Origin of the sequence: Enterocloster sp. HCN-30185 (assembly GCF_037890305.1) — a bacterium.
GTDB lineage: Bacteria > Bacillota > Clostridia > Lachnospirales > Lachnospiraceae > Enterocloster.
In genome coordinates this window covers 111,876-131,810 of sequence record NZ_JBBKBT010000004.1, presented here as the reverse complement: position 1 = coordinate 131,810, position 19,935 = coordinate 111,876, and the positions used below count along the sequence as shown (strand labels likewise).

Here is a 19,935-nt window from a genome sequence, read left to right as displayed (position 1 = left end):
CCCTCCTTTTTCATATGATCACAATATCTTTAAATCCCATCTCCCTCAGTATGTCTGCCAGTTGCGTCAAACATTCAGGAGACGGAACCTGGTAGTGGGAATACGCTTCCCTCACTCCCATGGGACGGTACGCGATCAGCTTGATACGGATTTCGCGTATATTCCGGTAAGGCGCCAGAAGCGTTCCGATTCCCCGGATGCTTTTTTCTCCGTCATAGAGATCCGGAACGATCACAGCCCGGACTTCCTCCAGTTTTCCGTGCTTTGCAAGAAAAACCGCATTTTTAAGCACGATCCCGTTGCCTTCATCGGTGATCCGGCGGTGGTCTGTATCATCAAACGCCTTGATATCCAGCATTACGCCGTCAGATATCTCTAAAAGCTCCGGATAGTCCCATAAAGGGATAGTCCCATTGCTGTCAATGAGACAGCCAAGTCCGTCTGCTTTGGCAAGCGTAAACAGCGCCTTTAAAAAATCCGGCCAGAGCATACACTCTCCGCCGGATACTGAGATGCCCCGTATAAAGGGAATCTGCCGTTTTACAGCCGCATATACCTCCTCCGGCGTCATTTCCCGCACTTTTGGGGAACTGTCATTGGGACAGACATGGATACAGGTATCACACTGCACGCAGGCTCCCTGATCCCAGATGACCCGGTTATCCTCTCCCAGGGACAGCGCCCCGGCAGGGCACTGTCCCACACAGGCTCCGCAGTTTATACAGAGCCTTCTTGTTTCGGGATTATGACAATATTTGCAGTTAATGTTGCAGCCCTGGAGGAAAATGGCAGTTCTGTTTCCAGGACCGTCTACACTGCTGAAAGGAATGATTCGATTTACAATGGCTTTCATCAGCGCACCTTTCTCTCCAGGATATGACCGTTCTTGGAAGCTCCCAGCCCCAGACCGGTTGTGTTCTGGAGAACGGCCTGTCCCTGATCCAGTTTTTCCATTTCAGAGCGTTTTACCAGATAACCGGTCACTCGGATCACATCGCTGTCGCTGGAATAGAAGGACAGATAGCGCAGATCCATTTTAAAGGCCCCCTTAATGATATCCAGCACATATTCCGGGTTGCGGTGCACCGTCATATCGATTGGGAAAATATCTCCGGTTCCGGAGGTAAAATACCGGTGGAAATGCTCAAGCACCTTTAACTGGTCGATCAGCTCCTCTGGCTCCTCCCCGATCGGGATACGGGTTCCTGGAGTTATATCAATGTCTTCCGCAATTCCCACCTGGGCATGAAGCAGGAAGCGGCCTCCTGTTCCCTCACAGTAGGGATTTACATGGGCTGCGTTAAAAGCCTGGATCTGATCCATAATTTCAACGCCCAGCCGCGTAGCGATCTCATCATGGCCAAACCGTCCCTCTATACCTTCCTTTTCAAGAAGGATATTGACGCACTCTGCCAGGCCTACAAGACCGTACATGCCGGAGAAACGATCCCTGTGGATAAAGCCCTCCTTCGCAAGGAAGTGATGTTCAAAGAATCCGCTTTCCTCTACCTCAAACCGGATTCTCTCATCCATGTACCGTGCCATAATATCCAGTACATACGGCAGCTGCTGTTCTTTAAAATCCCGGATATCCTTTGCGCGCTTTGCAATATTTCCCAGGATCAGGCGGCACAGCGTATAAGCGCCGCCGCCGTAAAGCAGGCCGTTATAGCAGCTTGCGATCACATAGCCTTCACCCAATTCACCCTTAAACATCTTATGGTTTGCGAAGCTGGGCTTTGCACTGTGCAGTGCGCACCGGATGGCCTCCAGGGCAAAGTCATCTTCTGTAACGCCTTCCTCATATTTCATGGTAATGTTGGGAACCGCATGTTCAAGCTCCGCTTCCACTTCTAACAGCAGGCGGCCTGCCTTGGTCGCCCTGGGACCGATATTTGCATGAGAGAAGGAGTCCAGTACCGTGCGGTCAATGTGCGTCATAAACATCCCTAAAAGCTTTTTCGCCTGAGCCTCGTCCACTGTATCAATAAAAGGCTCCAGCAGTTCATCTAACTGTCCCACATAAACCGGATAGTTGGTAACGCTGGGAACATGCTTATAAAAGATCAGCAGATTATTAATAGCCTCATACAGATCTGTCGGCGGTTTAAGCTGGAGAAATTCACTGCCCTCTTTCATAAATTTTGCATAATCCGGGATAATGTACCGGGGACGCATGGGCGCATGGCCTTCTGCCAGATCACAGATGCACTTACGGTCTGCAGGAACATTTAAAAGTTCATCCAGCCCTTCGGGGAGGTCCAAAACCTCCATCAGGGAATCCGCCTGGCAGGCCAGGTTCGTAAGCTTCTGCTCATGGGTCAGCACAGGGCTTTTTATAATGCTCAGGATATTCTCCCTTGTTTCATTTACACGCTCCATTGAAATGTCACGCATATATGGTTCCTCCTTCTGTCATTGTTCAATCTTAGTCTAACTGATATACATCGCCGTATGCAGCCTCAAACTCTTCCTTGCTGGCAGGAACAGTCACTTCGCCTGCAAGGATCTTAGCCTTAACATCCTCTACTGCCTTCTTTACATCCTCAGGAAGAAGATCCTGGGAAGGAGCAATATCTACGCCGCCTGCTGCCAGGTCATACGTATGAAGGCCGCCCTCTAAGGTACCGTTAAGCAGAGACTCTACACTGTCATAAACAGCGGTATCTACACGCTTCATAGCGGAAGTAATTACGGTTCCAGGTGCGTCATTGTACTGGTCTCTGTCCACGCCGATAGCATATACGCCTGCTTCCTGGCATGCCTCGATTACGCCAAGTCCGGTTGCGCCTGCTGCATGGAAAACAATATCAGCGCCATTGGTGATCGCGGTACCTGCGTTTGTTTTTCCGGTTGCCGGATCTGCAAAGGAGTTTGCGTTAAACTGCTGGATCGTAATATCCGGATTTGCATCAATAGCACCTGCACAATAGCCGTATCCGAACAGGTTCATGGTTTCATTTGTCATACCGATCACTACGCCGATATTGTCAGTCTCTGTCATAAGGCCGGCAACGTATCCTACCAGATAGGAAGCCTGCTCCTGGCGGAACATCAGACAAGTAACATTGGGCAGGTCAATGGTAGCGTCATCAATAATAGCAAACTTACACTCAGGATTTGCTTCCGCAGCCTGCTTGGTAGCGTCTGCCAGCATATAGCCTACGCTGATGATCAGGTCGTACTCTTCATCAATAAACGTCTCAATGTTTGGAACGTAGTCTGCATCAGTAGAGGACTCAAGATAATTTACCTCAACGCCAAAATCCTCTGCCGCCTTCTGAAGACCCTCCCAGGAAGACTGGTTGAAGGAACCGTCATTTACACCGCCTACGTCTGTTACAAGACCGATCTTGTATTCGGATCCGTCTTTTTTCTCACCTGCTGCCTCTGTTTCAGCTTCTTCTTTTTTTGCTGAAGTATCAGCGGCTGCGGAAGACTCTGCCTTTGTCTCAGAAGTGCCGCCTGAACCTCCACAGGCAGTCAGAGATACTGCCATGGCTGCTGCCAACATAAGTGCTGCTGTTTTCTTTTTCATAATGATTCTCTCCTTTTAAAGTATATAATGAAGCCCTGCTTTTAAGCAAAGCCCATGTGAAGCTGGAAAAATCCCCTGCTTATGAAACAGGGATTTTTCCAGCCTGCTGCCTTTTATAAAACTGCCTATTTCTGTTCCTGGCGGATCAGTTCCCGGATGGCCCCTATGGCGGTGCGGATTGCCATATCCGTATCATGGACCACCGGATTTTCCAGGCCCAGCTTTTCCCGCTCCTGATTTGCAACAACCAGGAATACGGAACCGGCCCGTACATGAAGCGCTCCGGCCACGATAAATAATGCGGCTGATTCCATTTCGGATGCCAGACAGCCCATCCGTTTCCAGGCTTCCCATTTGTTCAAAAGCTCATAGCTTACAGGCATGCGCTCCGGGGAGTGCTGGCCGTAAAAAGCATCCTTGCACTGAACTACGCCTGTATGGAAAGCAAGGCCCAGTTCCTTTGCAGAAGCTGTCAGCGCATTTGTCACTGTAAGGTCAGCAACTGCCGGATATTCAATCGGAGCATACTCTCTGCTGGTTCCTTCCATACGGATGGCCCCGGTGGCAATTACGGCATCACCGCTTTTTACCTCCGGCTGCATCCCTCCGCAGGTGCCTACACGGATAAAGGTATCTGCTCCGCAGTTTACCAGCTCCTCCATGGCAATGGAAGCAGAGGGGCCGCCGATACCCGTAGAAGTAACGCTTACCTTTACTCCATCTAACGTACCAGTATAGGTCACATACTCCCGGTTGTCAGCCACTAATACCGGATCATCAAAATACTTCGCGATCTTTTCACAGCGTTTTGGATCTCCCGGCAGTATCACATACCGTCCGACCTCTCCTTTTCCCACCTGAATGTGATATTGTTTGTTAGGATCTTCTGAATACTTCACGTTCTGTTCCTCCCTGTACGTTTTTTAATTATTATAAACCAGCCGCGGCTGATTCCTAACTGTCAATTTCACTCATCTTTGCATCCGCCAGAGCTTTTAAGCGCTGGTACTGGCTGCTGTCCATAGTGATATTCCATCCTTTTTTTGTAATATATCCTTCTGATACCAGACTCTTGATCGCTCTGGTGATCGTCCGTTCTGAAAGGCCTGTCATCTCAGAAAAATCCTTTCGGCTGATATAGGCGCTGTATGTTCCATTTTCCTCATAGGATTTATATAATTTGATCAATACCTGATAAACCCGCTGATTTCCGGACAACAGCACATACAGCCGTTCTTTTCTTGCCTGCTCCAGAAGATAATTGACAATTTCCTTTGTTTCCATCTGAAATGCATTGCTGTCGCTTTTCAGCCATCGCTCATACTGGTCTCTTCCAATCCGCAGGAAAATACTTTTTTCCACTGCTGCAAGAGAGGTCTTATACCGCTCCATTCCGCCTAAAATTTCCATCACCCCAAAAAGTTCAATAGGATAAAACTGAAAGAAACCATATACGGCCTCCTGTACCCGGTAGTCAACCGCAGACACCTGTCCCTGTAACAGCACATAAACGCGTTCTGCCGGCTCTCCCTCATGGATAAAAACAGTCCCTGCCGGAACCTCGATCACCTGAAACTGTTCCAGCAGCCAACGGGGAGCGCCTGCAAAATACTGTTTCAGATAATCCACCTTTTCCGGATTCAGCTTTTCAATCTGCTTCTGAGTTTCTATATTCAGTTTCTTAATCTGCTTTTGTGTTTCCTTCATAAAGGATTCCCTTTTGTATATTTCTTCCATTTAACTTGTTTTCATCATATCACATTTTCACAAAGAATAAAAGGACATATGTCACTTTTCAAAAAGGAAAAAGAGTTTTTTTGATGTTTAGCACAAAAAACCACCATATTTTTTTGCGTATATGGTGGTTTTTACCTATAGCTATATAAAATTACTGTTTCTGCTTACTTTTCAGATTCTTCACTTCTTTTATATACCTCTTCCAGAGGAATCTTTGCGCCATTCTGCGTTATGGCGCTTACAAGGAAGATTGCTATAAAAGCCAGGGGCACGGAGATGATCGCACTCTGGACGCCGCCCGGAGAACGTAAGACCACATCCCAGATGATCGTCGTCACCGCTCCGGTGATGATGCCTGCCAGACCGCCTGCCTTGGTTGCTTTTTTATAAAACAGCGCACAGATCAGGGCCGGTGTAATGGTTGCTCCATACATGGTATAGGCATACATCTGAACGGAAAGGATATCCGGGAAATAAAAGCCCAGAACAAACGCCAGAAAAGCCACAAGGACAATGGAAATACGAAGCATATTCAGTTTCTGCTTATCATCCGCATCCTTTTTGATCAGGCGCACCCATACGTCATAAGTCAGGTTGGAAGCCGTCGACAGAAGATAGGAGTCACCCGTAGTAATAACAAAACTCATGCAGGCAGCCATTACGATACCGCCTAAAACCGTAGGAAGCTTCTGTGCTGCCAGCTGGAATAAAATGGTATCTGCAGAATCGTTGGTTGGATACAGAGGAATGGCACAGGTTACAAGACCGATAATCAGGGCACATACAACAACCTCTGCAATTACAAGGCCCACATTGGATTTGCGGGCGGTGCGGCTGTCTTTTGCGGAACTGAACCGCTGGATCATGTTCTGATCACCCAGCACCAAAAACAGCGTTGGCAGCACATAGCCCAGCACCTGAGCAATATTCATAGTTCCAAAGATGGAATTTTTCTCTGCGGGAACCTGAGCCAGTACGCCGCCAAAGCCACCGAAATCTCCGCTCAGATATAAAATGCCGAACATGAAGCCAAACACCATCATAAAAGCAGATAAAGCATCCGTATATGCCACGCTGACCATACCGCCGATCAGAGCCAGAAGCGCCATAAATATCACGCAGATCACAGTGGAGGTGATAAAATCAATGCCACTGGTAATCATAAAAATATTGCCGGCTGCCTTAAACTGGGAAGCTGTGGTTCCGATATACGCCAGAATAATGCAGATTGCAGCCAGATTTCTGGCAGCTGCTCCGTAGCGCAGCTCAAACAGCTCCGGAATAGTATATGTGGTACTTTTGCGGACTGCTCCTGAAATAAAATAAAGAACGATCATTCCGATCGGAGCTCCTGCAAACAGCAGGATACCAAACAGAGGTCCGTTTTTATAAACCAGGCCTGCGGAACCCGAAATACCGCCGCCGCCGCACCATGTAGCAAGCAGCGTTCCCACTAATACGATCATGGGAAGGCGTCTTCCCGCTACCGCAAAGTCATCTGAGCTTTTTACCATTTTTCTTTTTAAATAAAGACTCACTCCCACCATCAGGAGCAGATAGCCCACTACGAATAAAAACCGTACATCCATATCATTTTCCTCTCTTTTATCATACCTGTTCCATCTGCATTTTTATCCGAACATTATTCCTTATGGGCTGCATAAAGCTTCAGCAGCCGGATCAGGATCTCCACATTTTTCGCCATAGCCTGGATGGAAACAAACTCAAATCTGCCATGAGCATTTTCATAACCTGCTGTAATGTTGGGGCATGGAAGACCCATCTGGGAAATCCAGGAACCGTCTGTGCCGCCTCTCATTGCGATCTCAAAGGGCTCCACTCCGCATTCTTTCATAGCCTGCTTGCAGTAGTCGATCATAAACGGAACCTTTTTGATGACTTCCCGCATGCTGTAATAAATGCTGTCCCATTTAAGCTCCACGGTTCCCTCACCATAGCGCCGGTTCAGCTCCTCTATGCAGGATATAACATAGGCTTTTCTCTCCTCGTACCGATCCAGCTCATGATCCCGAACCAGACAGCGGATATAGGTCTTTTCAACAGTTCCTTCAAAAACAAAGGGATGAAAATACCCTTCCCTTCCTTCTGTAAACTGAGGCCGTTCCAGAGCCGGGAGCATAGCCATAAATTCTCCACCGATCTCCACTGCATTTTTCATAATGCCCTTGGCTGTTCCCGGATGAACACTCAGGCCATGGATAGTCAACTGAGCTTCCGCACCGTTGAAGGTTTCATACACCAGACCGCCCAGGGCGTCTCCGTCCATGGTATATGCAAGATCTGCCCCAAAACGCTCTACGCTGAAATTTTCCGTGCTGCGCGCGATCTCCTCATCCGGAGTAAAGCACAGCTTGATCGGACCGTGAGGAATTTCAGGATGGCGGCAGAAAAACTCTGCCATTGTCATAATCGATGCTACCGCAGCCTTATCATCTCCTCCTAAGAGCGTGGTTCCATCTGTAAAAACAAGATCTTCTCCCACATATTTTCTAAGTGTAGGATAGTCATCTTCCCTCATAAGGATATTCTGTTCTTTATTTAACATCACATCCCCACCTGGATACTTTTCAAAAACCCATGGCTTTACATCTGTGCCGTCTGCATCCGGAGAAGTATCCATGTGGGCTACAAAGCCAATAGACAAGCCTGTTCCATCCGGCATCGTAGACGGGATGGACGCATAAACCAGACCTTCTTCTGTCAGCTCTGCATCCGTTACTCCCAATGAAATCAGCTCATCTCTAAGCATCCGCCCCAGATTTTTCTGCTTCATCGTGCTGGGAGCTGTAGAGGAACCAGCCTGAGACTGGGTATCAACCTTTACATAGCGGATAAAACGTTCCTTCACCTGTTCATAAAATTCAGACATATATGAAATTCCCCTCCTTATTTTCATGTATAAGCATAATATTAAAGCTGATTCCTGTATTTGTCAATCAATTATTTATAACGTTAAAGGTTTAAATCAAATGAGAGGACGTGGATAACCACCAGATGCGCATCGAAAAAAGAGGCCACCAGACAGCGATCCGTCTGGTGGTCTACATCATGAATGCGTCTGTTTATTTTTCTTCTGTAAGACCTGCCATCATAGGACCTAACGTTTCTCTGGAAGCATCCTTCTGATCCACGATTCCCATGATCCTGCCTTCAAACATAACCATAATACGATCCGAAAGCTCAATCAGCTCATCCAGTTCCGTAGAAACCATAAGCACCGCTGTGCCTCGGTCTCTCTGTTCCATGATTTTAGACTGGATATACTTGGTTGCGCCAATATCCAGACCTCTGGAGGGGTGGACTGCCACAAGAAGCTTGGGCGTACGGTCTAACTCACGTCCTACCACAAATTTCTGCTGGTTTCCGCCAGAAAGATTAATCGCCTGCTCCTTGATCGTAGGTGTCTTTACCTTAAAAAGCTGACAGATCTTCTTACTGTGATCTGCGATCCATTTCCAGTTCAGGAATTTATGCAGAGAAAACAGCTTCTGATCATAGCTTACCAGGATCAGGTTTTCCTCTATGGACATAGCCCCTACCATACCGTATTTATGGCGGTCCTCCGGGATATGGGCCACATCCAGGTTTAATATCTGCTTTGGTGTATAGTTAGTCGTATCAGTATCACAGATCATAATCTTTCCCTCGGAAGGTTTTCTGAGTCCTGTAATACACTGGATCAGTTCTGACTGTCCGTTTCCGTCTACACCGCAGACGCCTAAAATCTCACCGCCCTGAAGTTCAAAGCTTACATCCTTTACCGCTGGAAGCCCCCTGTCATTTAAACAGGTCAGATGCTCTACCCGAAGGCGTTCTCCCGTATATTCCGGCGGTTTGCGCTCCGTTTTTAACTCTACCTGGTGGCCTACCATGAGATTTGCCAGTTCCTGTCGGTTATGTACTTCAGAGATCTCCACCGTAGCTGCCAGCTTGCCCTGGCGCAGAACCGTACAGCGGTCGCAGATTTTCATGATTTCATTCAGCTTATGGCTGATAAAGATAACGGTGTGGCCTTCACTTGTAAGCTTATTCATCATGTCAAACAGACCATCTACCTCGTCCGGCGTGAGAACAGCTGTAGGCTCGTCCAGGATCAGAAGCTTTGCATCGCGGTAAAGAGCCTTTAAAATCTCCAGTCGCTGCTGCTGGCCGACAGAAAGCTGCTCGACTCTCACCCAGGGATCGATTTCCATGTTATAGCGTTTTCCAAGCTCTGTAAAGCGTTCTGCCGCCGCTTTTAAATCCAGGACCTGTTTATTTTCCTTTAGGCCAAGAACCACATTTTCGATTACGGTCAGGGCCGGAATCAGCATAAAATGCTGATGCACCATTCCAATTCCCAGAGCAATGGCCTGTTTTGGATCATTGATCACAACCTTCTGCCCGTTAAACCAGATTTCGCCCTCATAGCTGTCGTACATACCGTACAGACAGTTCATAAGGGTTGATTTTCCGGCTCCGTTTTCACCCAAAAGAGCATGGACCTCGCCTTTTTTTACACTCAGATTCACATCTTCATTGGCAACTACCGAAGCAAAGCGCTTGGTAATGTGCTTCATTTCCAAAATATACTCTGACATCCTGTTTTCCCCCCCTATTCCTTTCTGTAAGCAACACCGCTGCAGGCCGGTTTATTGCTGCGCTTTGCAAACATACACAGTGCTACTATGGTGATGAAATAAGGAAGCATATTTAAGAACTGGTAATAGCTTCCGATGCCGGTTGTCAGCAGACGGTATTTTAACGCATCTGCCGCGCCAAACAGCAGCGCAGCCCAAAGTACCGTCTTGGGGGAATAATTTCCAAAGACACACACAGCCAGGGCCATAAAGCCTTTGCCGGAAACCATGCCCTCTGTAAAGGAAGAAAGCTGCCCCATGGAAACAAAAGAGCCTGCAAAGCCTGCCATCATACCGGAAAACAGAACGGCTCCATAGCGAATGCGGAATACATTGATGCCCACCGTATCGCAGGCCTTGGGATACTCTCCCACTGCCCTTACCTTAAGGCCGATATTGGTGCGCTGAAGGACAAACCAGCATATCGGTACACTTAAAAAAGCCAGATAAACCGGAAACGACCAGTTAAACAGCACTTCTCCCAAAATGGGAATCTTTGACAATCCGGGAATAGGAATCGCTTCATAGCCAGCTACCTTCTCACCATTTAACAGAAGCCTGTTTAATGTGATGGTAAAGCCGCCTGCGAAAATATTAAAGGCAGTTCCTACTACGATCTGATTGGAACGCAGGGTAATGGTAAAAAAAGCAAAGATCAGAGCCATAGCAAAGCCGCCTGCAATTGCTAAAAGAGCTCCCATGGCAGAGGAACCCGTAAGAGCCGCGCCAAGACAGCCCAAAAGAGCTCCTACCAGCATAATACCCTCTGTTCCGATATTTACGATACCGGCCCGCTCGCTGAAAACCAGTCCAAGAGCAGCCAGAAGAAGCGGTGTGGCAGTTCTTATATCCGCTGTCAGAAAGTTAGTAATAAAATCAGCCATGGTTTTCACCTCCTGTTACCCCGTGGGCTTTTTCTTTCTGTAACTTCCTGCCAAACCAGATAAACAGTTCCCGGCTGACAGCAAAGATAATGATCATACCCTGGATCATATAAATAGAAGCAGAAGGAACCTTTGCAAGCAGCTGCATCTTCACACCTCCTGCATTGAGGGCTCCGAACAGAATACCCGATACGATGATCCCCACCGGGCTGCAGCCGCCAAGAAGGGCCACTGCAACACCGCTGAAGCCAAAGTTATTGGAAAAGCCCTCTGTAAGGAAGTACTGCAGGCCGATAATATTGATAATACCGCCAAGACCCGCAAAGCCACCTGCCAAAAACATGGACAAGATAGAGTTGACGGGGATATTCATACCGGAATACCGGCCTGCGTTGGGATTCATGCCAATCACACGCATCTCATAGCCTCTGGTCGTCTTCCACATGAATACATAGTAAATGAGCACTGCGATCAAAGCAAAGATGATACCCAGATGAAGCCTGGTCTGAGGAAGAATGATCGGAAGCTTCACTGCATCTACAACGGAAGGCATACGGGGCGCAGCTCCCGGAGTTGCATCACGGAAAGGCGGATTTGTCACGCAGAAACTTACAAACTCCAGAGCAATATAATTGAGCATGATCGTGGTGATCAGCTCACTGGCTCCAAATTTCATCTTTAAAACCGCAACGATCAATCCCCACAAAGCACCGCCGATAAAGCCGCACAGAAGAACGAACAAGATATGGATCACTGGCGGAAGTCCATGGATATGGGAGCCGGCCAGAGAACCCAGAATCGCTCCGATATAAAGCTGCCCCTCCGCGCCCAGGTTTACCATACCGCAGCGCAGGGCAATAGCATAGCTGAGAGCAGTGAAAATAAGAGGGGTTGTCTGGATCAGGGTTTCTGCAATGGAGTTTTTGCTTCCAAATGCCCCCTTTAACAAGCTGGAATACGCTTTTCCTGCATCATAGCCCATAGCTGACAGTATGACCGCTCCCAGCACCAGCGCAACGACAATTGAGGCAAGCGGAAAGGTTAATTCCTTTAATTTTTTCACAATTTCTTTCTGCATATCTTTTTCCATCCTTTTGTTCAGGCACTTTTGACAAAAGGAGCTGCCAGAAACGTTCCTGACAGCTCCAATTCAATGACCATGGTTCAATTACTGAAGAGAAATCTCAACCTCTCCCTTTGCCATCTTGTCAATGGTTTCCTGAAGCCTTGTCTTTGCTTCATCGTTTACATCACCGAACCACTCGGTTGCATAAACAACACCCTTGTTTGCTCCATAAGTTTCTACCTCGGTTGGATTTAACTCACCCTTTGCATATGCGTCAAAGGTAGACTTAATTGCAATGGCAACATCCTTTACAATGATAATTTTAGTAGCAGTAGGAGCAGATGATTCCTGTCCAAGGCCGCAGCCAACCGCCATAACGCCTTTCTCCTCTCCTGCTTCCATGATGCCTACGCTGGCGTCATTTGCCATAGGAGAAATAACATCGGCTCCGCCCTCGATGATTGAGATGGCAGTTTCCTTTGCCTGGTTTACATCTGTAAAGCTTCCCGTGTTGATGCGGGTTGCTTCTACATTCAAGCCGTAGGTGGAATTGACATAGTCAACACCCTGCTGGAAACCGGAGGATCCCAGCTTAATGGGATTGATCTCCTGTCCGCCTACAAAGCCAACCTTTCCAGTCTCAGACAGGAGAGCTGCTGCAACACCCTGCAAAAAGCCCTGCTCTTCATCTGCGATGCGGACAGAAATAAAGTTGCCGTCTACGATGGTTCCGTTGATCTGCACAAAGGTTGTATCCGGGAAGTCCTTTGCAACAGGAGTACAGTAATCCTGATAGGAATTGGTGGTCAGATAAACCAGATTAAAGCCCTCGGAAGCGTATGTACGGGCTGCCTCAGCAGCATCTGTATCGCTGATGTTTTCCATATAAGCAATCTCTGCACCGGCTTCTTCAATGGATTTTAAGCCATTGTACTGGGTTTCATTCCAGTTTCCGTCATTGATCGCTCCTCCAAAGATAGCTGCAACCTTTAAGCCGGAAGTTTCCTTCGCCTCCCCGCCCTCAGCGGCCTTGCCGCCCTCTTCCTTCGCTGCCTCGGTAGATGCCGGAGCTGCTGCAGACTCCTCTGTTTTGCTGCCGCAAGCGGTCAGTGCTGTCATTGACATAGCTGCCGCAAGCATCAGTGCTGTTAATTTTTTCATAAATCTGTCCTCCTTTTTGTTTTTCCCCTCCTTTTTCGCAAGAAATGGGGATTTGAGAAACATCAATTACTTAACACCTCTATTATGGCAAATCTGGATAAAATTGTCAATATATTAACTCTTTTTTTATAAAAAAGAACGAAAAACACGAAAAATAAAGGAAATAAAGCGAAATGCAGAAATTAAAAAAGATCTCCAGAATTGCTTCCGAAGATCTTTTTATTTTTAATTGAGTAAGGAGAAATTAGTCCTCTACGCTTACGATCTCGCGCTTATTATAGCTTCCGCAAGCTTTACATACTCTATGAGGCATCATCAGGGCTCCGCACTTGCTGCACTTAACCAGATTTGGTGCGCTCATCTTCCAGTTTGCTCTACGGCTGTCTCTTCTTGCTTTAGAAGATTTATTCTTTGGACAAATAGACATGGTTTACACCTCCTTCAACTGTTTAAAAATATCCTGGATAACTGACATTCTCGGGTCCAGTGACTTGCCTGCGCAGTCACAAGTCCCACGGTTGAGATTTGTGCCACATCTATTGCAAATTCCCTTACAGTCTTCACTGCAGAGAACTCTCATAGGCAGGTTCAGGGTTAACTCATTACCAACCAGCTGGTCGACATCCAGATTATAACCTTTGATATAGAACTGCTCATCCAGATCTGCAATCCGGTCTTCACCGGTCTGCTTCATATCAACTTCCTGATCGATCACAAGATTAAAGGAAACCCTTACAGGTTCAAGGCATCTGGCGCAGACCATCGACAGCGTGAGCGCTGCCTCTCCGATCACGGTAAACACCTTATTACCCTCATTTGTAACAGTCAGCGTTACGGGTTCCTTTTCCACAATCTCATAGTCTCCGTCAGCAGCGTGAAATGAAGTCATCTCCAATGGGACTGTGTAAGTTCTGGACTTTCCCTCAACGGGAAACAGTTCTGATAAGTTGATCAGCATATCATACTCCTTGATATGCACCTTTGTTATTATACATAGGTGCATGGGGTTTGTCAACAAAATTTTGCCATATTTTTACCGAACTCTTTTTTACAGGCAAAAACCGCTGTCAAGCAGCTTTACTTTACAAGGCGAAGGGTCTCTCTTGCGATTGCCAGCTCCTCATTGGTTGGGATCAGCATTACCTTAACCTTAGAATCAGGAGCAGAAATAACGGTGCGCTTTCCTCTTACATCATTAGCAGCATCGTCGATCTTTACGCCCAGATAGCCCAGGTACTCGCAGACTTTCTTTCTGGTTGCCTTGTCATTCTCACCTACGCCGGCTGTAAAGGCAATGGCATCCACACCGTTCATGGCTGCAGTGTAAGCGCCTACATACTTAGCTACACGATATACGAATGCATCCAGAGCTACCTCTGCTAAATGGTTGCCCTCTTTTGCAGCATTCTCAATATCACGGAAGTCGCTGGAGATACCGTTTGTCATGCCCAGAACGCCGGACTTCTTATTTAATACATTGAGAACCTCGTTTACATCCATGTTCTCTTTATTTGCAATAAACTGTACCACAGCAGGGTCTACGTCACCGCTTCTGGTACCCATGATCAGGCCCTCAAGAGGAGTAAGTCCCATGCTGGTGTCCACGCACTTGCCGCCGATGGAAGCAGATACACTGGCGCCGTTTCCTAAATGGCATACGATCACCTTTGCATTCTCCGGATCCAGACCGCCGAACTTGATCGCCTCGCCGGATACGAACATGTGGCTGGTTCCGTGGAAGCCGTAGCGGCGGATGCTGTATTTCTCAAAATACTCATGAGGAATCGCATACATATAAGCTTTCTCAGGCATAGCCATACCAAAGGCAGTATCCCATACAGCTACGTTTGGCTTTCCGGGCATAGCCTCCTCGCAGGCCTCGATACCCATCAGGTTTGCAGGGTTGTGCAGAGGTCCAAGGTCGAAGCACTCGCGGATCACACGCTTTACGTCATCATTCACAACAACGGAATCGCTGTATACCATACCGCCGTGAAGTACGCGGTGGCCGATCGCAGAAATCTCATCTGTGTTTGTGATCACGCCATGGTCTGCATCCTGCAGAGCTTCCATAACAAGGCTGATCGCTACGGTATGATTTGGCATCGGCTGCTCAAGCACGAACTTGTCCTTGCCCTCTGGCTGGTGGGTCAGCTTGGATCCGTCAATACCGATACGCTCGCAAAGGCCCTTTGCGATTACGTTTTCATTTTCCATATCGATCAGCTGGTACTTTAAAGAGGAACTTCCGCAGTTGATAACTAAAATCTTCATGATAGATATTTTCTCCTTTTACATATTCTGACACTGTACGGCTGTAATTGCCACAACACCCACGATGTCGTCAGCAGAGCAGCCCCTGGACAGATCGTTTACAGGTCTGGCAATGCCCTGGCACATTGGGCCGTAAGCCTCTGCCTTGCCAAGTCTCTGAACCAGCTTGTAACCGATGTTGCCTGCATCCAGATCCGGGAATACCAGAACGTTTGCATGGCCTGCTACCTTGCTGTCAGGAGCCTTGGAAGCGCCGATCTCAGGAACGATCGCAGCATCCAGCTGAAGCTCGCCGTCTAAAGCAAGCTCAGGAGCCATCTCCTTTGCGATCCGTGTAGCTTCTACTACCTTGTCAACGTCAGCATGCTTTGCGCTTCCCTTGGAAGAATGGGACAGCATGGCAACCTTTGGCTCATGGCCCGTAAGCATCTTAAAGCTCTCTGCAGAGGAAACAGCGATCGCTGCCAGCTCTTCCGGATTCGGATTCTGGTTCAAACCGCAGTCAGCGAATACGAAGGTTCCGTTGTCGCCCAGATCACAGTTCGGCACTTCCATTAAGAAGAAAGCGGAAACCAGCTTGGTGCCGGGAGCTGTTTTAATAACCTGAAGGCAGGGTCTTAAAGTATTGGCGGTAGAATGGCAGGCGCCGGAAACCATTCCGTCGGCATCTCCGTTCTTGATCATCAGGCAGCCATAGTAAGCGTAATCGCTTAAGATAGTCTCCCTTGCCTTCTCAGGAGTCATCCCCTTTGCCTTTCTCAGCTCTACGAATAAATCAATATATTCCTGAGTCTTCTCATAGGTCTGAGGGTTTACGATAGTAGCGCCGGAAACATCCAGGCCCTCGCTGTGCTCGCCGATATCCTCAGGCGTACCGATGATGATCAGGTTAGCCAGTCCTTCCTTTAAAATCTTTTCAGCAGCTACCCATGTTCTGCGATCCATGGACTCCGGAAGAACGATGGTTTTTTTATCTGCTCTTGCTTTTTCTTTGATAATATCGATTACTGCCATAATCTTATTTACCCCTTTCCTTATGTTAAAGCATATAGTCTTATTATATACGCACCCGTAACCGGAAACAAGTCGATTTTCATAAATTTTTGCATTTTTTTGAATACCTGTACCGCAGAACACAAAAAGTCCCCGAAAATGAGTTTTTCTCTTCCGGGGGCTTTCACTGCCGATACGCCGCGGGGGCGGTCAGATTTTTTCGTAACGGTCTACATTTATCACAAAGATGGTTGCGCCGCCCACATCTACCGTCATGGGCATCGTTGCATAATTTACCATTGTCGTACCGGAGATATAGGGCATATTTACAGTCAGCTTCTGATGCTGTCCGCACTCCTGCTTAATGATGGAAATAACCTCTTCTACCTTATCGTCTTCTGCACCGATCATCAGTGTGGTATTTCCTTTTTTCAGGAAACCTCCGGTGGTAGACAGGCGGGTTACGCTGTAGCGGTGTTGTGTAAGCTGGCTTACCACATCATCCTCATTGTCATTGCGTACGATTGCATATATTAACTTCATAAGCCAAACCTCCTTTTTCGGTTTATTGAAGCTATTATATCACACAATTCTGAAAAATGGTGTAAAAATTTTTATTTTTACGGATTATTTTTATGAGTTGGCTGCCGGCTTTGTTCCCAGTGTAATGGACACTTCATGCTCTACGTATGCACCGTTTACCAGAGACTGTACCGTAAGAGTAATTTCATCCCCTCCCTCATAATAGGCCAGCATATCCTTCAGCTCCTCCATCGTGGTAATGGACTGGCCGTCAAATTTGGTAATGATATCCTTTTCCTTCAGATCCGAAGATGCTGCTGCACCTCCAGGAACAATCTTGTATACATATACGCCTACCGGCATGCCATAAGCCTGTGAGGTTCCTGCATCAATATTGGTTCCCTGAATGCCAAGGTAGCCCTGAGATGCTTCATCTACCGCTTCTCTTGTTTTCTTGGTCATCAGACCGTCTAAAATTTCCCGGGCGCTGGTAATAGGGATTGCAAAGCCCATACCTTCTACCTCTGTGGAAGCAGTTTTGGCTGCATTGATACCGATCACATTTCCCTGAAGGTCAATGAGGGCGCCGCCGCTGTTTCCGGGATTAATGGCCGCATCGGTCTGGATATAGGTATGGACAATGCCGTTTTCATCCGTGATCTGGCGGTCTAAGGCACTGACATAGCCTACGGTAACAGACTGGCCATACCCCAGAGCATTTCCGATAGCAATTACCTGCTGTCCTACTTTTGCATTATCCGAATCTCCCATAGTAGCAATCTGGATTTTGCTCATGGTATCGGAAGGAATATCTGAAAGTTTTACAGCGATGATCGCCAGATCCGTAGCTGAATCTGTACCCTTAATAGCGGCAGAAACGTCTTTGTTGTCTGAAAATGTAACTGTAAGATCGGTAGAACCGGCTACTACATGGTTATTGGTGGCAATAAGAAGCTCTGTGTCATTCTTTCCTACAATAATGCCGGAACCGCTGCTCTGTGTCTGGTACGCCTGTGTCCTTCCAAAGAAATCCCTCTGCTGGATGGTCATGGTATCTGTAATCGCTACAATAGACGGCATGGCCTTCTCCACAATCGCAGAAACATCCGTTACAGTGGAAACTGTGGTTGTGTTTCCGCTGCCCGGCATAGTATTTGGCGCCGTTTCCTGAGCCTCTGTTGCAGCCTGCGGCTGTTCCTGTACATCAGCCATGATCCCTGTCATATTCATCAGTCTGGAACCTGCATAGTTAACGCCTGTCATCACACCGCCGGATACCGTGCCAAACAGGACAGCTGCCGCAGTAATCCCTGCTGCCCTACGTATCATGCGCTTTCCAGAAGATGTTTTTTTCTTTTTTTCATATTTCCGGCTGTCCCCGGAAAAATCCCTGTCCTGTCGGAACTGGTTATTGTATGGGGTATTTTCCCTCCAGGATGCATTTTCACCGGAAGGATGGTTCTGCAGCGGTTCTGTTTCTCTGCTCCGGGACTCATCTGTGCTGCGTCCCTCCTCCAGCTTTTGGGGCGTAGTCCAGTTTACCTTTCTTTCCTCTCTTTCATCCTGATTCATCTGCTCTCTATCTTTTTCTTCGTACATAACGAATGCTCCTTTCGTACACTTCCTTTTGATGGTTCAATCATACGAAAGAGAATTGTTTGATTTGTGACGAAATTGTGGAAATTTTGTGTCCTTGTGTTTATGTTCCTGCCTGTTAAACTGCAGGCCGTTTTAAGTTTCCGGTTGATAATTTTGCAAAAACAGGTAATATAATAGTGAGAATACGGCAGTTCTGCCGCTAAAGGAGCAGCTTATGAATATAACCGGAATTATTGCAGAATATAACCCTTTTCACGGAGGACACTGTTTTCATATAGAAGAAGCAAAAAAAAAGACAAATGCCGATTACTGCATTGTCGTTATGAGCGGGGATTTTGTCCAGCGGGGAGAACCGGCTGTTTTTGATAAATACCTCCGAACAAAAATGGCTCTGATGGGAGGGGCAGATCTTGTGATTGAGCTGCCCTCCGTCTTTGCGGTCAGCAGCGCCGAAGACTTTGCCGCCTGCGGGGTAAATCTTTTAAGCCGGCTGGGAGCCGTAACCCATCTCTGCTTCGGAAGTGAGGATGGAAATCTGGAAGGAATCCAGGCCGCTGCAAAGATTTTATCCGATGAAAGCCCTGATTTTTCAGCCCGTCTGCGGGAAGGATTAAAGCTGGGCTTAAGCTGGCCCCAGGCAAGAAACAGAGCCCTTCTTTCCATGGACATATGTTCCTGTTTCAAGGAGGATTCATTAAGCCGCCTTCTGGGATCTCCAAACAATCTTCTGGGAATTGAATACTGCAAAGCCATTTTCCGTTGCCGCAGCACCATCCGTCCTGTAACCATCCAGAGAAAGGGACAGGGATATCACGATAAAACGCTGGAATCGGGACAGGCATCCGCATCTGCGATCCGAAAAAGCCTTCTTGCATCTCAGCCGGAAAAAAAAGCCCGGTCTCACGAAGATTGTGTTTCCTGGGAGCCTCCCATTTCTTTATCGTCCCACATTCCTCCCCACATTCTCCCGCTTTATTCCCAAGGAAGGATTCTTGGGCCTGAAGACTGCGCAGGGCTTCTAAACTACCGCCTTCTTTCCCTGTTCCATAAGGGGGAGGATCTGACTGCGTTTTCAGATGTATCTAAGGAACTGGCTGACCGGCTCACCGGACAGCTGCTGCAGTATGAGGGCTGGGAAGGAAGGATCCGCCAGTTAAAAACAAAGCAGTATACCTATACGCGGATCAGCCGCTCTCTGACCCATATTCTTCTGGAAATCACAGATGCGCAGGTATTAAAGGCCAAGGAACTGGGCTATTCCCCCTATGCCAGGATCCTGGGCTTTAAAAAAGAGGCAGGATCTCTTTTGTCTCTTTTAAAGAAACAGTCTGAGATCCCGCTTATTACAAAAACTGCAAATGCCTCACAAATCCTTACTGAGGAAGCCATGACGCTTTTTAAGCAGGATCTGTTTGCCTCCCATGTACGCCAGAGTATGGAAGCAGCAAAGTATGGACAGACCGGGCGAAACGAATTTAATCAGCCCATCTGCATTATATAGCCGGTCAGTCCTGTTCTTCT

At 47.5% G+C, this 19,935-nt stretch carries 18 protein-coding genes; 1 reads left to right on the top strand and 17 read right to left on the bottom strand.

Annotated elements, in window-relative coordinates; translation table 11 throughout:
- Positions 1-10: 10 nt before the first annotated feature.
- The 17 genes from WKT10_RS06370 to WKT10_RS06290 form a co-directional block, all read right to left on the bottom strand.
- A complete protein-coding gene (locus tag WKT10_RS06370) occupies positions 11-853 on the bottom strand; it encodes a YjjW family glycine radical enzyme activase (protein ID WP_066548604.1) in 843 nt (280 codons plus the stop codon).
- Positions 853-2,397 carry a YjjI family glycine radical enzyme gene (locus tag WKT10_RS06365; protein WP_337433289.1) on the bottom strand — a complete coding sequence of 515 codons (1,545 nt, stop codon included), beginning with the start codon at positions 2,395-2,397 and terminating at the stop codon, positions 853-855. The genes WKT10_RS06370 and WKT10_RS06365 overlap by 1 nt, the downstream gene beginning before the upstream one ends.
- Before the next feature lie 31 nt (positions 2,398-2,428).
- Positions 2,429-3,538 carry a BMP family lipoprotein gene (locus tag WKT10_RS06360; protein WP_066548610.1) on the bottom strand — a complete coding sequence of 370 codons (1,110 nt, stop codon included), beginning with the start codon at positions 3,536-3,538 and terminating at the stop codon, positions 2,429-2,431.
- Between the two features lie 125 nt (positions 3,539-3,663).
- Positions 3,664-4,437 (bottom strand): uridine phosphorylase, encoded by a 774-nt coding sequence (gene udp, locus WKT10_RS06355; RefSeq protein WP_317438514.1) that lies wholly within the window; start codon positions 4,435-4,437, stop codon positions 3,664-3,666.
- A gap of 55 nt (positions 4,438-4,492) precedes the next feature.
- A complete protein-coding gene (locus WKT10_RS06350; protein ID WP_167544879.1) occupies positions 4,493-5,245 on the bottom strand; it encodes a Crp/Fnr family transcriptional regulator in 753 nt (250 codons plus the stop codon).
- Positions 5,246-5,439: 194 nt separating this feature from the next.
- Positions 5,440-6,864: a sodium:solute symporter family protein gene (locus WKT10_RS06345; protein WP_066548620.1), complete on the bottom strand. Its 1,425-nt coding sequence runs from the start codon at positions 6,862-6,864 to the stop codon at positions 5,440-5,442.
- A gap of 53 nt (positions 6,865-6,917) precedes the next feature.
- Positions 6,918-8,165: a peptidase T gene (gene pepT / locus WKT10_RS06340; RefSeq protein ID WP_066548628.1), complete on the bottom strand. Its 1,248-nt coding sequence runs from the start codon at positions 8,163-8,165 to the stop codon at positions 6,918-6,920.
- A gap of 193 nt (positions 8,166-8,358) precedes the next feature.
- Positions 8,359-9,876 (bottom strand): ABC transporter ATP-binding protein, encoded by a 1,518-nt coding sequence (locus WKT10_RS06335; protein ID WP_066548631.1) that lies wholly within the window; start codon positions 9,874-9,876, stop codon positions 8,359-8,361.
- 14 nt (positions 9,877-9,890) lie between these two features.
- On the bottom strand, positions 9,891-10,799 hold the full coding sequence (locus WKT10_RS06330) for an ABC transporter permease (RefSeq protein WP_337433287.1): 909 nt from the start codon (positions 10,797-10,799) through the stop codon (positions 9,891-9,893).
- Positions 10,792-11,877 carry an ABC transporter permease gene (locus WKT10_RS06325; RefSeq protein ID WP_066548636.1) on the bottom strand — a complete coding sequence of 362 codons (1,086 nt, stop codon included), beginning with the start codon at positions 11,875-11,877 and terminating at the stop codon, positions 10,792-10,794. Before WKT10_RS06325 ends, WKT10_RS06330 begins: the two co-directional genes overlap by 8 nt.
- A gap of 90 nt (positions 11,878-11,967) precedes the next feature.
- The gene (locus tag WKT10_RS06320) at positions 11,968-13,026 is read right to left on the bottom strand and encodes a BMP family protein (protein WP_337433286.1); all 1,059 of its coding nucleotides are present in this window, start codon (positions 13,024-13,026) and stop codon (positions 11,968-11,970) included.
- Between the two features lie 244 nt (positions 13,027-13,270).
- Complete coding sequence (gene rpmF / locus WKT10_RS06315) at positions 13,271-13,453, bottom strand: 50S ribosomal protein L32 (RefSeq protein WP_002564324.1); 183 nt, start codon at positions 13,451-13,453, stop codon at positions 13,271-13,273.
- 3 nt (positions 13,454-13,456) lie between these two features.
- Positions 13,457-13,984 carry a YceD family protein gene (locus WKT10_RS06310; protein WP_066548648.1) on the bottom strand — a complete coding sequence of 176 codons (528 nt, stop codon included), beginning with the start codon at positions 13,982-13,984 and terminating at the stop codon, positions 13,457-13,459.
- 119 nt (positions 13,985-14,103) lie between these two features.
- Complete coding sequence (locus WKT10_RS06305; protein WP_066548650.1) at positions 14,104-15,300, bottom strand: acetate/propionate family kinase; 1,197 nt, start codon at positions 15,298-15,300, stop codon at positions 14,104-14,106.
- 18 nt (positions 15,301-15,318) lie between these two features.
- On the bottom strand, positions 15,319-16,314 hold the full coding sequence (pta, locus tag WKT10_RS06300) for a phosphate acetyltransferase (protein ID WP_066548652.1): 996 nt from the start codon (positions 16,312-16,314) through the stop codon (positions 15,319-15,321).
- A 189-nt stretch (positions 16,315-16,503) separates the two neighbouring features.
- Positions 16,504-16,836 carry a cyclic-di-AMP receptor gene (locus WKT10_RS06295; RefSeq protein WP_066548657.1) on the bottom strand — a complete coding sequence of 111 codons (333 nt, stop codon included), beginning with the start codon at positions 16,834-16,836 and terminating at the stop codon, positions 16,504-16,506.
- Positions 16,837-16,926: 90 nt separating this feature from the next.
- The gene (locus WKT10_RS06290) at positions 16,927-18,414 is read right to left on the bottom strand and encodes a S1C family serine protease (RefSeq protein ID WP_337433285.1); all 1,488 of its coding nucleotides are present in this window, start codon (positions 18,412-18,414) and stop codon (positions 16,927-16,929) included.
- Positions 18,415-18,628: 214 nt separating this feature from the next.
- Here WKT10_RS06290 and WKT10_RS06285 point away from each other — a divergent pair, with 214 nt between their 5' ends.
- Positions 18,629-19,915: a tRNA(Met) cytidine acetate ligase gene (locus WKT10_RS06285; RefSeq protein WP_337433284.1), complete on the top strand. Its 1,287-nt coding sequence runs from the start codon at positions 18,629-18,631 to the stop codon at positions 19,913-19,915.
- Positions 19,916-19,935: the final 20 nt, after the last annotated feature.

Bases quoted from the DNA above. Each gene is read 5' to 3' on its own strand.
- WKT10_RS06370 (WP_066548604.1), bottom strand. From the start codon at position 853: ATGAAAGCCATTGTAAATCGAATCATTCCTTTCAGCAGTGTAGACGGT.
- WKT10_RS06365 (WP_337433289.1), bottom strand. From the start codon at position 2,397: ATGCGTGACATTTCAATGGAGCGTGTAAATGAAACAAGGGAGAATATC.
- WKT10_RS06360 (WP_066548610.1), bottom strand. From the start codon at position 3,538: ATGAAAAAGAAAACAGCAGCACTTATGTTGGCAGCAGCCATGGCAGTA.
- WKT10_RS06350 (WP_167544879.1), bottom strand. From the start codon at position 5,245: ATGAAGGAAACACAAAAGCAGATTAAGAAACTGAATATAGAAACTCAG.
- WKT10_RS06345 (WP_066548620.1), bottom strand. From the start codon at position 6,864: ATGGATGTACGGTTTTTATTCGTAGTGGGCTATCTGCTCCTGATGGTG.
- pepT (WP_066548628.1), bottom strand. From the start codon at position 8,165: ATGTCTGAATTTTATGAACAGGTGAAGGAACGTTTTATCCGCTATGTA.
- WKT10_RS06335 (WP_066548631.1), bottom strand. From the start codon at position 9,876: ATGTCAGAGTATATTTTGGAAATGAAGCACATTACCAAGCGCTTTGCT.
- WKT10_RS06330 (WP_337433287.1), bottom strand. From the start codon at position 10,799: ATGGCTGATTTTATTACTAACTTTCTGACAGCGGATATAAGAACTGCC.
- WKT10_RS06325 (WP_066548636.1), bottom strand. From the start codon at position 11,877: ATGCAGAAAGAAATTGTGAAAAAATTAAAGGAATTAACCTTTCCGCTT.
- WKT10_RS06320 (WP_337433286.1), bottom strand. From the start codon at position 13,026: ATGAAAAAATTAACAGCACTGATGCTTGCGGCAGCTATGTCAATGACA.
- rpmF (WP_002564324.1), bottom strand. From the start codon at position 13,453: ATGTCTATTTGTCCAAAGAATAAATCTTCTAAAGCAAGAAGAGACAGC.
- WKT10_RS06310 (WP_066548648.1), bottom strand. From the start codon at position 13,984: ATGCTGATCAACTTATCAGAACTGTTTCCCGTTGAGGGAAAGTCCAGA.
- WKT10_RS06305 (WP_066548650.1), bottom strand. From the start codon at position 15,300: ATGAAGATTTTAGTTATCAACTGCGGAAGTTCCTCTTTAAAGTACCAG.
- pta (WP_066548652.1), bottom strand. From the start codon at position 16,314: ATGGCAGTAATCGATATTATCAAAGAAAAAGCAAGAGCAGATAAAAAA.
- WKT10_RS06295 (WP_066548657.1), bottom strand. From the start codon at position 16,836: ATGAAGTTAATATATGCAATCGTACGCAATGACAATGAGGATGATGTG.
- WKT10_RS06290 (WP_337433285.1), bottom strand. From the start codon at position 18,414: ATGTACGAAGAAAAAGATAGAGAGCAGATGAATCAGGATGAAAGAGAG.
- WKT10_RS06285 (WP_337433284.1), top strand. From the start codon at position 18,629: ATGAATATAACCGGAATTATTGCAGAATATAACCCTTTTCACGGAGGA.